The organism is Ensifer sp. LC163, from assembly GCF_001695855.1.
Lineage (GTDB): Bacteria > Pseudomonadota > Alphaproteobacteria > Rhizobiales > Rhizobiaceae > Ensifer.
On the sequence record NZ_MBSS01000045.1, the window covers coordinates 36,743 to 50,274 of the forward strand.

Below are 13,532 nucleotides of genomic sequence, written 5' to 3' on the forward strand. Positions count from 1 at the left end.
ACGAGAAAGCGGCCCTTTGCAGGGACCGCTTTCTTTGCAATCTTTCAAGTCTTTTCCGCGGTTTAGGCCGACTGATTCGCCGCAATCCTGGCGACATGCTCACCCTGGTAGCGGGCGGTATTCAGGCAATTCCGCTTGATCACCGTCGCCGCGAAGACTTATCAACATGCGTCCGGCTGCCGGCAGCCGTACGGTTAACAGAGCCTTCTCAATTCTCGAGCAATCACGAGATACTACTGAACAATCGACTTACATAAGCAGGATCGCCAATGAGCAGCCCTAAGATCGTTACTGCCGCCATGGTCGCCATCGGCGACGAACTCTTGTCCGGCAGAACAAAGGACAAGAACATCGGCCATCTCGCCGACATGATGACGATGGTCGGGATCGACCTGCGCGAGGTCCGCATCGTTCCCGATGAGGAAGGGTCAATCGTCGAAGCCATCAACGCCCTGCGCGCACGCTACGATTACATCTTCACTTCAGGCGGGATCGGCCCGACCCATGACGACATTACGGCCGACGCGGTGTCGAAGGCCTTCGGCGTCAGCTGTATCTATGATGGGCGGGCGATGGCGCTGCTCGGCGCCATGTACGAACGCCGCGGCATGGAATTCTCCGACGCCCGCAAGCGCATGGCGCGCATGCCGGAGGGGTCGCGGCTGATCCCCAACCCGGTCTCCACCGCGCCTGGCTTTGCCATCGGCAATGTACACGTGATGGCCGGCGTGCCGCAGGTGTTCCAGGCGATGCTCGACGCAATCATGCCGGACCTGCAGACCGGCACGCCACTGCTCTCGCAATCGGTGCGTTCACCCTATGGCGAAGGCGATATCGGCACGCCACTGACCGAGGTGCAGAAGAACCATCCGGAGACCAGCATCGGATCCTATCCCAAGTTCGACGGCAAGGTCTTCTCCACCGATATCGTCGTGCGGGCCCGCGACCCGCAGGCTCTATCGGCCGCCGCCACAGATGTGCAGGCGATGATCGAGGCGATTACCGCATCCCGCGCCAAAGGCTGACGACCTGACGGAAGCAGCGGCAGATAGGGCTTGGGCGCGAAGCTCTTGCACATCGGCCGTCATTGCCGCTATTGCATGTCGACAAATCAGGATGAAGCGTCTGCGCCTGCCCGATCTGCCGGATGCTTCGCCCTTACCTCGTCCAGACAAGCCGGAGCCCAGAAATGTCCCTGCCCGATAAAGCCTTCCCCGTTTCCTGGGATCAGTTTCACCGCGATGCGCGTGCGCTTGCCTGGCGGCTGGCCGATCAGGGGCAGGAATGGCGCGCCATGGTCTGCATCACGCGCGGCGGCCTGGTGCCGGCGGCCATCATCTGCCGTGAGCTCAATATCCGCATGATCGAGACGGTCTGCATCGCCTCCTACCACGATTATGACACGCAGGGGCAGATGAAGGTGCTGAAAGGCATCGCGCCTGAGATCGCCAAGGACGGCGGCGAAGGCGTGCTGATCATCGACGATCTGACCGATACCGGCAAGACGGCAGCCGAAGTTCGCGCCATGCTGCCGAAGGCGCATTTTGCCGCCGTTTATGCCAAGCCCAAGGGCCGGCCAATGGTCGACACTTTCGTCACCGAAGTGAGCCAGGACACCTGGATCTACTTCCCTTGGGATCTGGGCTTCACCTATCAGGAGCCGATCGCCAAGGGAACGCGCGGTTAACACCGGCATCCGCCCTCGGCTTGCGCTGGCGAGCCGAGGGCGCTTTATCTGTCGCTCAGTGACGACTGGGCCAAACGCTTCAGCCAAGCGACGGGATCGACGCAACCAACGTCTCGGCAGTCAACCCTGTCCCGGCCTTCGTACCGGCAGCGCCATGGCGCCAGACACCGGCAGCTGCCGCCTCGAACGCCGGCATGCCCTGCGCCAGGTGTGCGCCGATGATGCCTGCAAGAACGTCTCCGGATCCCGCCGTTGCCAGCGACGGTGGAGCATTGGCATTGACAGCAACCGTCCCATCCGCACCGGCGATGACCGTATCGGCTCCCTTGTAGACGATCGTGGCGTGGCTCAACCGAGCCGCCGCCTGCGCCCTTTCGATCTTCGACAGTTTCTCGTCGCGGGCGATCTCGGGAAAGAGCCGGGAAAATTCGCCCTCGTGGGGCGTCATCACCACCCTGCCCGCAGCCGCTGCGAGCCGCTCGAACAATTCTGACCTGTGCTTCTGGAAAGAGGTGATGCCGTCGGCATCGAGGACGAGCGCGCGGCCGCATAGCTCAAGCGCAAAGTCGCGCGCTCGATCACCAACTCCGAACCCTGGACCAAGGACAAATGCGCCGAGCCGGTTGTCTTCCAACCAGCGCTTGAGCTCCTTCCGGTCGTCAATCGCCTTCAGCATCACGGCGGTCAGGTGCGCGGCGTTGATGTCGAGAGCAGATTTCGGTGACGCCACAGTCACCAGACCGGCCCCGGCGGCGAGACCGGCCGTAGCCGACAGCCGCGCAGCACCGGTCGCCTGCGCCCCGCCCGAGAACACGACGAGATGACCGCGGCGGAATTTGTGTGTCAACGCGTCGAGGCACGCCGCCTGATCCGACCAGAGCGCCGGCGTGTTGATGCGCAAACCACTCCCCCCGGCCCTCACCGTTCGTGCCGGAATGCCGATATCGAAGACGTCGAGCGTGCCGCACAAGGAACGGCCCGGAAGCAGCAGATGGCCCGGCTTCTTCGCCATGAAGGTGACTGTGTGGCTGGCGGCGAATGCCGCGCCGCGAATTTGTCCCGTTCGCCCATCAACGCCGGTCGGCAAGTCGACAGCAATGATGGGCAAGCCCTGCTCGTTGACGCTTTCGATCGTTTCCCTCACCGGCTCGGGCAGATCCCGCGCGAGGCCCGCGCCGAAGAGCGCGTCGACGATGACATCTCCGCTCTGCGGCAACAGGGAATCTAGCGGATCTATCACACCGGCCCACAGCAGCCGCGCACGGGCGGCGTCGCCCGCAAGCGCGGCCGGATCGCCGAAGGCGAACACGGCAACGTTGGCACCGCTCTCCGACAGGGCTGATGCTGCGACATAGCCGTCGCCACCATTGTTGCCGGGTCCGCACAGTACGACATAGCGTTGCGCCTGCGGAAACAACCTGAGCGCCGCCGCAGCCACTGCCAACCCCGCACTGCGCATCAGCAGGAAGCTGTCGATGCCCGATTGCGCGGCCGCCAAGTCTATTGCCGCCATTTCGGCCGGGGTAATCAACAGATCACAAAGCGAAGAGTGCATGTCTCAGACTTATCCCTCTGTACCGGCCTTCGGCAAGTGGCACACACGAAATGCCACCTGCTCACAATTCGTGCATTTGCACATAATTATTGCTCAAATAACGTGCTGCATCGCCTCCAATGGCGCGACTATCATCTCAAACCCGGCGACACCGGCGGAAAACTCATAAAAAATAGGCAGATTGCCTGGTGGCAAAGGTATGCAAAGCAGCCCCCGCCCCTCGACGGCAAGAAATTTTGCCGCTTGGCAATCATTTTGCAGAAAAACTGGCATGCAACGTGCATATTGAGCGGCGAGCGGGCATGATCCTGCTTTAAAGGGAGAAGCGGAGAGACATTTTCTCATGAAAAAGATCGAAGCGATCATAAAACCCTTCAAGCTCGACGAAGTGAAGGAAGCCCTTCAGGAAGTCGGCCTGCAGGGCATTACCGTCACGGAAGCAAAGGGCTTCGGTCGACAGAAAGGTCACACGGAGCTGTATCGCGGCGCCGAATACGTCGTGGACTTCCTGCCGAAGGTAAAGGTCGAAGTGGTGCTGGCTGACGAAAACGCGGAGGCTGTCATCGAGGCGATCCGCAATGCCGCACAAACCGGCCGGATTGGCGACGGAAAGATTTTCGTTTCCAACATCGAGGAAGTCATCCGAATTCGTACCGGCGAAACCGGCCTCGACGCCATCTGATCCTCAAGGGCCGCTCGGCCCTGCCACTTTTCAAACCTCGTCATCTCACACAGGGAATTACGGAAAATGACGACTGCAAGCGATATTCTGAAGCAAATCAAGGACAACGACGTCAAGTTCGTCGACCTGCGCTTTACCGACCCCAAGGGCAAGCTGCAGCACGTAACGATGGACGTCGTCTGTGTCGACGAAGACATGTTCGCCGACGGCGTCATGTTCGACGGCTCCTCGATTGGCGGCTGGAAGGCGATCAACGAGTCCGACATGGTGCTGATGCCCGATCCGGAAACAGCGCATATGGACCCATTCTTCGCGCAGTCGACGATGGTCATCATCTGCGACATTCTCGATCCGGTTTCGGGCGAATCCTACAACCGCGACCCGCGCGGCACGGCGAAGAAGGCCGAAGCCTACCTCAAGGCCTCCGGTATCGGCGACACCGTCTTTGTTGGTCCGGAAGCCGAATTCTTCGTCTTCGACGACGTCAAGTATAAGGCCGATCCGTATAACACCGGCTTCAAGCTCGACTCCTCGGAACTGCCGTCCAACGACGACACCGACTATGAGACCGGCAACCTTGGTCACCGCCCGCGCGTCAAGGGCGGCTATTTCCCGGTCCCGCCGATCGACAGCTGCCAGGACATGCGCTCCGAAATGCTGACGGTTCTCTCCGAAATGGGTGTGACGGTCGAAAAGCATCACCATGAAGTGGCGGCTGCCCAGCACGAACTCGGCGTCAAGTTCGACGCGCTGGTTCGCAACGCCGACAAGATGCAGATCTACAAGTACGTCGTGCACCAGGTTGCCAATGCCTACGGCAAGACCGCGACCTTCATGCCGAAGCCGATCTTCGGCGACAATGGCTCGGGCATGCACGTGCACCTGTCGATCTGGAAGGACGGCAAGCCGACCTTCGCAGGCGACGAATATGCCGGCCTGTCGGAAAGCTGCCTCTACTTCATCGGCGGCATCATCAAGCATGCGAAGTCGTTGAACGCCTTCACCAACCCGTCGACGAACTCCTACAAGCGTCTCGTCCCGGGCTACGAAGCCCCGGTCCTGCTCGCCTACTCCGCCCGCAACCGTTCGGCTTCGTGCCGCATTCCGTTCGGCACCAACCCGAAGGCCAAGCGCGTCGAAGTCCGCTTCCCGGATCCGACCGCCAACCCCTACCTCGCCTTCGCAGCGATGCTGATGGCCGGCCTCGACGGCATCAAGAACAAGTTGCATCCGGGCAAAGCCATGGACAAGGACCTCTATGACCTTCCGCCGAAGGAACTGAAGAAGATCCCGACCGTTTGCGGCTCGCTGCGCGAAGCGCTCGAAAGCCTCGACAAGGATCGCAAGTACCTGACCGCCGGCGGCGTCTTCGACGACGATCAGATCGATTCCTTCATCGAACTGAAGATGCAGGAAGTCATGCGTTACGACATGACCCCGCACCCGGTCGAGTACGACATGTACTACTCGGTCTAAGACCGACGGGCCGGGCGGCGGATGCCGCGCCCGGTCTGAAAGCGAGACGTGGCAAGCCGGCGGGGTTCAAGGAACCCCGCCGGCTTGTTTTTTGGGAGCATGCTGCCGCGAGGCGCAAGAAGGCAAGGCAGGCGTACACGAAGCCGCGCATGGCACCCTATTGATGTTTTGGGTTTGGCAACCCAGATAATCCCTTGAAAGGATGTGTTGCGTCATGAAACAGAGAAACGCGAAATTCGAGATCGGACAGGTGGTTCGCCATCGGGTTTTCCCGTTCCGCGGCGTCGTCTTCGACGTTGATCCGGAATACGCAAACACCGAGGAATGGTGGAATGCCATCCCCCAGGAGATCCGCCCAAGCAAGGATCAGCCCTTCTACCACCTGTTCGCCGAGAACGACGACAGCGAGTATGTCGCCTACGTGTCCGAGCAGAACCTGGTATCCGACGAAAGCGATCGGCCGATACGCCACGCCCAAGTCGACGCCCTGTTCGAGAAGGACGACATCGGGCACTACAAGCCCAAGGTGACGTTCCGCCACTAGCGGCTTGGCTTGTTGCACTCGCTCAAATGAAAAACGCCCGGACTTGGTCCGGGCGTTTCTTTATTCTTGACGTGAGCCGAAAGGCTTAGTTCTGCTTGGCTGCCTTCTGGGCTTCTTCAAGCTTCTTGCGCGCATCTTCAGCCTTCTTCTGCATTTCTTCCTGCAGCAGGCGCTGACGCTCTTCGAGCTGCGACTGTTCGATCGGCTCGCCGTCGAAAATGCCGGTAAAGCCTTCAAGACCCATCTTGATCGGGTTCGGAGCGCGCTGGAAGTTGACGGAGGTGAAGACCACCTCGTTACCCTTCTTCAGGCTTGCGATCAGCTGGTCGGACAGCGGGGCCTCAGCCACGCACTTGTCCGGCATGCAGATTGCGTAGTCGAGCTTCACCGGCTTGCCGCCGTCGATCTGCATCTGAACGCCGGTCGGGATCAGTCGCGCAGACGGCACGGAAATCTGCAGAACCTTGCGGTTGACCTTGCCCGTGACGGTGATGAGGCCAACGGCGGTCACGAGCTGACCGTTGTTTGCCGTCAGCAGGTTCTGAACGATGCAGACATCGTTGTCTTCCTGTTTGGTGCAGACCTTGAACCAACCCTGCGGGGGCTTGCCACCTGCCTGCTGGGCAGATGCAACGCCCGGAACGCCCGCAGCTGCTACAGAAAGCGCCAGCGTTGCCAGTCCCGCACGTTTGGTGAAGTTTGACTTGAAGATCATTGTGATTCCGTCTCCTGAAATCCGGTAACGGAACAATTCGTTCCGCAGGTGAGTATCGTCAGCCGCCGTTGTCCTGTTGGCCAAATAAGGCAAATGCATGACCCCGTTTCCGGAAACACCTGTTACATTGGCTCGTGCGGTTTATCCAGTGTTTCTTGCTTTTTTTTGACCTCTTGCCGGCCGGAATTTGGGTATAGCGTCGGTTGGAATTGTCGACCGGCATTGGTAACGTGCCGGGAATCGGCCAAATGCCACTTCACTGGAGATAACGTTGCGCACAATTCTTTCCGGTCTGGCCATCCTGTTGGCCGCAACCGCATTCGGTGGCGCCGCGACGGCCGCTCCCGTGCACGCCATTTCGATGCACGGGGAGCCCGCCCTGCCCGCGGATTTCAAGAGCTTCCCCTACGTCAATCCCGATGCAAAGAAGGGCGGCAAGATTTCCTACGGCGTGGTCGGGACCTTCGATAGCCTCAATCCTTTCATCCTGAAGAGCATGCGGACGACGGCGCGCGGCATGTGGGATCCGGAATACGGCAATCTCGTCTACGAATCGCTGATGCAACGCTCCCGCGACGAACCGTTCACGATGTACGGCCTGCTCGCCCAGACGGTGGAATGGGACGACGACCGGACATTCATTCAGTTCAATATCAATCCCGATGCGCGCTGGGCCGACGGGCAGCCGGTAACAGCTGATGATGTCATCTTCACCTTCGAGTTGATGCGCGACAAGGGTCGCGTTCCCTTCAGCAACCGCATGGCGAAGGTGGCCAAACTCGAAAAGGTCGGCGACCTCAGCGTCCGCTTCACCTTCAACGAAGATGCCGACCGCGAACTGCCGCTGTTGCTTGGACTTTCTCCAGTCCTGCCGAAACATGCAACCGACGTGGCGACCTTCGACCAGACGACGCTTAAGGCCCCACTTGGCTCAGGCCCCTATCGCGTTGCCGATGTAAAACCGGGCGAACGCATCGTCTATCGCCGCAACCCGGACTATTGGGCAAAGAACCTGCCTTCGAAAGTCGGGTTCGACAACTACGACGAGATCTCCGTCGAATACTTCCTCCAGGAGAACTCCCTCTTCGAAGCCTTCAAGAAGGGCGAAATCGACATCTACCCGGAGGGCAGCGCCACGAAATGGGCGCGTGGCTACGATTTTCCCGCTGTCCGCTCCGGTGACGTCGTCAAGGAGACTTTCACGCCGAAGACGCCGTCGGGCATGCTCGGCATCGTCTTCAACACGCGCAAGCCGATGTTCGACAACCTCAAGCTCCGTCAGGGGTTGGCGCTGGTGTTCGACTTCGAGTGGGTCAACAAGAACCTGTTCGACAGCGCCTATACGCGGACCCAAAGCTATTGGCAGAACTCGGCGCTTTCGTTCCTGGGGGCCGCGGCGGACGACCGCGAACTCGGGCTGATCGGTGACGTGCGCGAACACATCAACCCGGCGATCCTCGACGGTACATATCGCCTGCCGGTGACGGATGCATCGGGCCGCGACCGCAATGTGCTGCGCGTCGCCGTCTCGCTGCTGCGCGAGGCCGGTTATCAGATCAAGGACGGCAAGATGGTCGATGCCAAGGGGGCGCCGCTCGCCTTCGAGATCATGAGCCAGAATGCCGGCCAGGAGAAGATCGCCCTTGCCTACCAGCGCTTCCTGGCGCCGCTCGGCATCAAGGCCTCCGTGCGCACGGTCGACGATTCGCAGTACCAGCAGCGCAGCCAGTCGTTCGACTACGACGTCATCATCAAGTCGTTCCCCTCCACGCTCGCGCCGGGCATCGAGCAGGTCGGGCGCTGGACCTCGCAGTCGCGTGATCGCCAGGGGAGCGACAACTTTGCCGGCGTTGCCGACAAGGACGTCGACCGTATGGTCGAGAACATCCTCCAGGCCAGAACGACAGAGGATTTCACCGCGGCCGTTCGTGCCCATGACCGGTTGCTGATCAACAATTCCTATCTTGTGCCGCTCTACCATCTGGATGCTCAGTGGGTCGCGCGGCGCAAGCATATCGGCCGGCCGGCCACGGCACCGCTCTACGGCTACCAGTTGCCCGCATGGTGGGACGAGAACGTCCAATAAAGGGTCGGGTCCCTCTACAGCGCCGCGCGTCTTATCAGACGCGCCAAGGTCGCTGTAGCACTTTGAATTGCTGCATGTTTTTATCCTTAAACCGAATGCGATTTAAGGATAAAAACATACAGAAGGTAACGCATTGAAAGCCTGATGGAGCTGGCTTATCTCGCAGCTTTGTCCAAGAGGAAAGGCACCTGCACCATGCAAACCGTCAGCATAGATATCGTCTCCGACGTCGTCTGCCCGTGGTGCTATCTCGGCAAGGCCAGACTCGATCAGGCGATCGCCAATGTCGGCTCGGAAGTACAGGTCGCCGTACAGTGGCGCCCCTACCAACTCAATCCCGACCTTCCGTCGGAAGGCGTGGATCACAAGCAACATCTCGCCGCCAAGCTCGGCGGTCAGGCGGCGGTCGACCGGGCACATGAAACGCTGAATGCACTCGGCAATGCCGATGGCATTGCTTTCGATTTCGACGCCGTGAAGATCAGCCCGAATACGCTCGACGCGCACCGGCTCATTCGATGGGCAGCGACCAATGGCGAAGCTGCGCAATCCGCCGTCGTCGGCTTGCTCTTCAAGGCAAACTTCGAAGAGGGCCGCAATGTCGGCGATCAGTCGGTTCTGCTCGATATCGCCACCGAAGCCGGCCTCGACCGGCCAGTGATCGCGGCGCTCCTCAACTCGGATGCCGACAAGGATGCCGTCAGGGAAGAGATCGGTATGGCCCGCGAAATGGGCGTGACCGGCGTCCCCTGCTTCATCCTCGACGGCCAATATGCCGTGATGGGCGCGCAATCGGTCGACGTGCTCAGCAATGCCTTGCGCGAAATCGCTCAGATGAAGGCCACTGCATAGTTTAAGTTGCACAGCGCCGCGCCGAACCGACGTAAAGTCCCCTCGCGCCGCCAATCGGACCGGCAGCGCGAAGGCAACTACGCCTGTTTCGCCAGCCCGGCGAGCTGCGTCATCACCATCGCCGCGCCCGAGAGGCGCTTTTCAGGCGTAACCAACTCGCGTTGGAAGAAGATGCTGTGGTCCGCCCTGATCTTCGCCAGCGTGCCCTGCTTGGCGATGTAGCCAACCAGCGCCGCAGGGTTCGGGAACTCCTTGTTGCGGAGCTGGACGACGACACCCTTCGGACCGGCATCGAGCTTTTCGACATTGGCCGTACGGCAGAGCGACTTGATATAGACGATCTTCAGGAGGTGTTGCACCTCGATCGGCAGCGGGCCGAAGCGGTCGATCATCTCCGCGCCGAAACCGTCGATCTCCTTGAGGTCGGCCAACTCGCCCAGGCGTCGGTAAAGGCCAAGTCGCAAATGCAGATCCGGCACGTAGTGTTCCGGAATCATCACCGGCGTGCCGACAGAAATTTGCGGTGACCAGCCGGTATCGTGAACCTCTTCCTCGCCCTTGAGTTCGGCGACCGCTTCCTCGAGCATCTGCTGATAGAGCTCGAACCCGACTTCCTTGATATGGCCTGACTGCTCTTCGCCGAGCAGATTGCCGGCCCCGCGGATGTCGAGGTCGTGGCTTGCCAGCTGGAAGCCGGCGCCGAGCGTATCGAGCGACTGCAGCACCTTCAACCGCCGCTCGGCGGTTGCCGTCAGCGTCTTGTTGACCGGCAGCGTAAACAGCGCAAAGGCGCGCACCTTTGAACGACCGACACGGCCGCGAAGCTGATAAAGCTGCGCCAGACCGAACATGTCTGCGCGATGGACGATCAAGGTATTGGCCGTCGGCACGTCGAGACCGGATTCGACGATGGTCGTCGACAGCAGCACGTCATAACGCCCGTCATAGAAGGCGTTCATGATGTCTTCGAGTTCCGTTGCCGGCATCTGGCCATGGGCGACGGCAACTTTCAGCTCCGGCACGTCGGATTTCAGGAAATCATGGATCTCCGAGAGGTCGCTGAGGCGCGGGCAGACATAGAAGCTCTGGCCGCCACGATAATGCTCCCGCATCAAGCTCTCGCGGATCACCAGCGCGTCGAACGGCGAGATGAAGGTGCGGACCGCCATGCGGTCGACGGGCGGCGTGGTAATGAGCGACAGTTCGCGCACCCCGGTCAACGCCAGTTGCAGCGTGCGCGGGATCGGCGTCGCCGACAGCGTCAGCACATGCACGTCCGACTTCAGCTCCTTCAGCCGTTCCTTATGCTTGACGCCGAAATGCTGCTCTTCGTCGATGATGAGCAGGCCGAGATTGGCGAAGTTGACCGAGGTTCCGAGCAGGGCATGGGTGCCAACCACGACGTCGGTCTTACCATCAGCCACTTCCTTCTTAGTCAGTGCCAGTTCCTTCGAGCCGACAAGGCGCGAGGCCTGCTGGATGCGGATCGGCAGGCCACGAAAACGCTCGATGAACGTCTTGAAATGCTGTCGTGCAAGCAGCGTCGTCGGCACGACGACGGCGACCTGTACCCCGTTCATTGCCGCAATGAAGGCTGCCCTGAGCGCAACCTCCGTCTTGCCGAAACCGACGTCGCCACAGACAAGGCGGTCCATCGGCCGGCCACTGCCGAGATCCTCGCGCACCGCCTCGATCGAGTTCAATTGATCCTCGGTTTCGTCATAGGGAAAGCGTGCGACGAACTCGTCATAGACACCGTCCTGGGCCACCAGAACATGGGCATGCCGGGTGTGGCGCTCGGCTGCGATACGGATGAGACCGCCTGCCATATCGAGCAGGCGCTTCTTGAGCTTTGCCTTGCGAGCCTGCCAGGCGACGCCGCCAAGCTTGTCGAGGATCGCGTCCGTACCCTCTGAACCGTAACGGGAGAGGAGCTCGATGTTTTCGACCGGGAGAAAGAGCTTGGCGTTGTCTGCATAGACGAGCTCGAGACAATCGTGCGGCGCGCCGACCGCCTCGATCGTGCGCAATCCGACGAAACGGCCGATACCGTGTTCGGCGTGCACGACATAGCTGCCTTCATCAAGGCCTGCGACCTCGGCAATGAAGTCGGCACCACGCTTGCGCCGCTTGGAGCGGCGGACCATACGGTCGCCGAGAATATCCTGCTCGCCGATAACAACGAGATCGCCCGTTTCAAAACCTGCTTCAAGGCTGAGAACCGCCGATGCAGCTTCGCCCGGCTTCAACGTCTTGACGTCGGCCAGAGCCTTGATCTGGCGAATGTTGCCGAGACCATGTTCCACCAGCACCTGCAGCAGACGATCGAGAGATCCCTCGCTCCAACCTGATACAACGACCTTGAGACCTTTGGAGCGCTTCTCGGCGATGTATTTGACCGCCTGGTCGAAGACATTGACGCGGTCGCTCTCGGCCTCGCCTTCTCCGGCCGTCTTTGCCCAGCGCACGCCTTGCCGTGCATCGACGGTAACGACCTGGCGGGTCTCGCCTTCCTGCTCATTGAAAGGCGTGAGGCGGACCGCGTTGCGCTCAGCGAGCGCGGCCGTAAAGCCTTCCGAGTTCAGATACAGCAGTTCCGGCGAAACAGGCTTATAGGGCGTTCCCTGTGTTGCGAGCGACTTGCCCGGCGATGCCGCCGTGTGGCGGGCGTCATAGTAATCGAGAATGAGCTTCGAACGTTCGGCGGCGGCTTCTCGCGCCAGATGATCGGTAACGATGCGAAAACCGCCGAGATAGTCGAACACGGTTTCGAGGCGATCGTAGAAGAGCGGCAGCCAATGCTCCATGCCGGCATAGCGGCGCCCTTCGGAGACGGCCTGGTAGAGCGCATCATCCCGGGTCGTAGCGCCGAAGAGCGACAGATACCGCTTGCGGAAGTGACTGATCGTTTCCGGCGTCAGCGACACTTCGCTCATCGGATTGAGGTCGAGCGAACGAACCTGGCCGGTCGTGCGCTGGCTGGCCGGATCGAAGGAGCGGATGGTCTCAAGCGTGTCGCCGAAGAAATCGAGCCGCAGCGGATCGCCACTGCCGGGAACGAAGACGTCGAGGATGCCGCCGCGCACGGCGTACTCGCCGACTTCACGAACGGTGGCCACGCGCTCGAAGCCGTTGCGCTCCAGGCGCGCTGCGACATCGTCCATGCGCACCTGGTTGCCGGGGTGCGCCGAGAAGGCGAGGTTTTCGATCACATCCTGCGGTGAAATCTTCTGCAGGGCGGCATTGACCGTCACCAGCACGATGGCGGCATGCGGCTTCTTGCGGTGGGCAATCAAGGCGCTGAGGGCTGCGAGCCTGCGCGCTGACGTATCAGCACTCGGCGATACGCGGTCGTAGGGAAGGCAATCCCAACCCGGCAAAGTCAGGACCGGAATATCGGGGGCGACGAAACCGAGGACCTGCTCCAGATCGGCTATGCGCTGTCCATCCGAGAGGATGTAGGCGACCGGCGTACCGGCACGCGCCAGATCGGCAAGCACCAGCGCTTCGGCGCCTGATGGAACCGGGCCGATCGTGACTTCACGCGTCGCAGCGGCAATCTTCTTCGGGTCAAGGCCAGCCAGCATCGATCTATTTCATCTCTTCAGGGAGCCGCTCGAAATCGGGGCGGTAGGCAGCGATGCGCTCGAACATCGCCGTCTGGTAGCGCTCAGGCACCGGCTTTTCGCCGATGATCCACTTGACGAGATCGTTGTCTTCCTCGGCCATGATGATTTCGAGCTCGTCCAACTCAACCTCAGACAAGGCGGAAAGCTCCGCCTCCGCGAACTGTCCTAGGATCAGGTCCATTTCGCGTATGCCGCGATGCCAGGCGCGAAACAGAATCCGGCGGCGACGCGGATCGAGATCGGCGCTGGTGCGTGAAATGCCAGTCATGGGGGATTCCTTCCTGCCGCCCGAGGAGGTACGGTTTG

At 60.7% G+C, this 13,532-nt stretch carries 12 protein-coding genes; 7 read left to right on the top strand and 5 right to left on the bottom strand.

Translation table 11 applies throughout. From position 1 onward, the window contains the following. Positions 1-269 precede the first annotated feature (269 nt). Together BC360_RS24950 and gpt are read left to right on the top strand one after the other, a co-directional pair. Positions 270-1,025, top strand: a complete 756-nt coding sequence (locus BC360_RS24950) for a competence/damage-inducible protein A (RefSeq protein WP_065781468.1) — start codon at positions 270-272, stop codon at positions 1,023-1,025. A gap of 164 nt (positions 1,026-1,189) precedes the next feature. Then, positions 1,190-1,687 carry a xanthine phosphoribosyltransferase gene (gpt, locus tag BC360_RS24955; protein WP_025427018.1) on the top strand — a complete coding sequence of 166 codons (498 nt, stop codon included), beginning with the start codon at positions 1,190-1,192 and terminating at the stop codon, positions 1,685-1,687. 79 nt (positions 1,688-1,766) lie between these two features. Here the strand turns inward: gpt and BC360_RS24960 are convergent, their stop codons facing one another. Further along, positions 1,767-3,242, bottom strand: a complete 1,476-nt coding sequence (locus BC360_RS24960) for an NAD(P)H-hydrate dehydratase (RefSeq protein WP_065797257.1) — start codon at positions 3,240-3,242, stop codon at positions 1,767-1,769. Between the two features lie 93 nt (positions 3,243-3,335). After that, the gene (locus BC360_RS31945; protein ID WP_139110194.1) at positions 3,336-3,608 is read right to left on the bottom strand and encodes a hypothetical protein; all 273 of its coding nucleotides are present in this window, start codon (positions 3,606-3,608) and stop codon (positions 3,336-3,338) included. Here BC360_RS31945 and BC360_RS24965 point away from each other — a divergent pair. The 3 genes from BC360_RS24965 (at position 3,586) to hspQ (ending at position 5,944) form a co-directional block, all read left to right on the top strand. Beyond that, positions 3,586-3,924 (top strand): P-II family nitrogen regulator, encoded by a 339-nt coding sequence (locus tag BC360_RS24965; protein WP_025427016.1) that lies wholly within the window; start codon positions 3,586-3,588, stop codon positions 3,922-3,924. The genes BC360_RS31945 and BC360_RS24965 overlap by 23 nt on opposite strands. Positions 3,925-3,990: 66 nt before the next feature. After that, entirely contained in the window at positions 3,991-5,400 is a 1,410-nt protein-coding gene (gene glnA, locus BC360_RS24970; RefSeq protein ID WP_053247387.1) for a type I glutamate--ammonia ligase, read from the top strand. A gap of 214 nt (positions 5,401-5,614) precedes the next feature. Then, positions 5,615-5,944: a heat shock protein HspQ gene (hspQ, locus tag BC360_RS24975; RefSeq protein ID WP_025427014.1), complete on the top strand. Its 330-nt coding sequence runs from the start codon at positions 5,615-5,617 to the stop codon at positions 5,942-5,944. Positions 5,945-6,029: 85 nt separating this feature from the next. Here the strand turns inward: hspQ and BC360_RS24980 are convergent, their stop codons facing one another. Beyond that, complete coding sequence (locus BC360_RS24980; protein ID WP_065781470.1) at positions 6,030-6,659, bottom strand: invasion associated locus B family protein; 630 nt, start codon at positions 6,657-6,659, stop codon at positions 6,030-6,032. A 271-nt stretch (positions 6,660-6,930) separates the two neighbouring features. Here BC360_RS24980 and BC360_RS24985 point away from each other — a divergent pair, with 271 nt between their 5' ends. Then, complete coding sequence (locus BC360_RS24985) at positions 6,931-8,745, top strand: extracellular solute-binding protein (protein ID WP_083222724.1); 1,815 nt, start codon at positions 6,931-6,933, stop codon at positions 8,743-8,745. 195 nt (positions 8,746-8,940) lie between these two features. After that, entirely contained in the window at positions 8,941-9,597 is a 657-nt protein-coding gene (locus tag BC360_RS24990; RefSeq protein WP_065797419.1) for a DsbA family oxidoreductase, read from the top strand. A 77-nt stretch (positions 9,598-9,674) separates the two neighbouring features. Here BC360_RS24990 and mfd read toward each other — a convergent pair whose 3' ends face one another. Beyond that, positions 9,675-13,184 (bottom strand): transcription-repair coupling factor, encoded by a 3,510-nt coding sequence (mfd, locus tag BC360_RS24995; RefSeq protein WP_065797258.1) that lies wholly within the window; start codon positions 13,182-13,184, stop codon positions 9,675-9,677. A gap of 4 nt (positions 13,185-13,188) precedes the next feature. Continuing rightward, a complete protein-coding gene (locus BC360_RS25000) occupies positions 13,189-13,494 on the bottom strand; it encodes a succinate dehydrogenase assembly factor 2 (protein ID WP_065781472.1) in 306 nt (101 codons plus the stop codon). Positions 13,495-13,532 lie beyond the last annotated feature (38 nt).

Bases quoted from the DNA above. Each gene is read 5' to 3' on its own strand.
- gpt (WP_025427018.1), top strand. From the start codon at position 1,190: ATGTCCCTGCCCGATAAAGCCTTCCCCGTTTCCTGGGATCAGTTTCAC.
- mfd (WP_065797258.1), bottom strand. From the start codon at position 13,184: ATGCTGGCTGGCCTTGACCCGAAGAAGATTGCCGCTGCGACGCGTGAA.
- BC360_RS24990 (WP_065797419.1), top strand. From the start codon at position 8,941: ATGCAAACCGTCAGCATAGATATCGTCTCCGACGTCGTCTGCCCGTGG.
- hspQ (WP_025427014.1), top strand. From the start codon at position 5,615: ATGAAACAGAGAAACGCGAAATTCGAGATCGGACAGGTGGTTCGCCAT.
- BC360_RS24950 (WP_065781468.1), top strand. From the start codon at position 270: ATGAGCAGCCCTAAGATCGTTACTGCCGCCATGGTCGCCATCGGCGAC.
- BC360_RS25000 (WP_065781472.1), bottom strand. From the start codon at position 13,494: ATGACTGGCATTTCACGCACCAGCGCCGATCTCGATCCGCGTCGCCGC.
- BC360_RS31945 (WP_139110194.1), bottom strand. From the start codon at position 3,608: ATGATCGCTTCGATCTTTTTCATGAGAAAATGTCTCTCCGCTTCTCCC.
- BC360_RS24980 (WP_065781470.1), bottom strand. From the start codon at position 6,659: ATGATCTTCAAGTCAAACTTCACCAAACGTGCGGGACTGGCAACGCTG.
- BC360_RS24960 (WP_065797257.1), bottom strand. From the start codon at position 3,242: ATGCACTCTTCGCTTTGTGATCTGTTGATTACCCCGGCCGAAATGGCG.
- glnA (WP_053247387.1), top strand. From the start codon at position 3,991: ATGACGACTGCAAGCGATATTCTGAAGCAAATCAAGGACAACGACGTC.
- BC360_RS24965 (WP_025427016.1), top strand. From the start codon at position 3,586: ATGAAAAAGATCGAAGCGATCATAAAACCCTTCAAGCTCGACGAAGTG.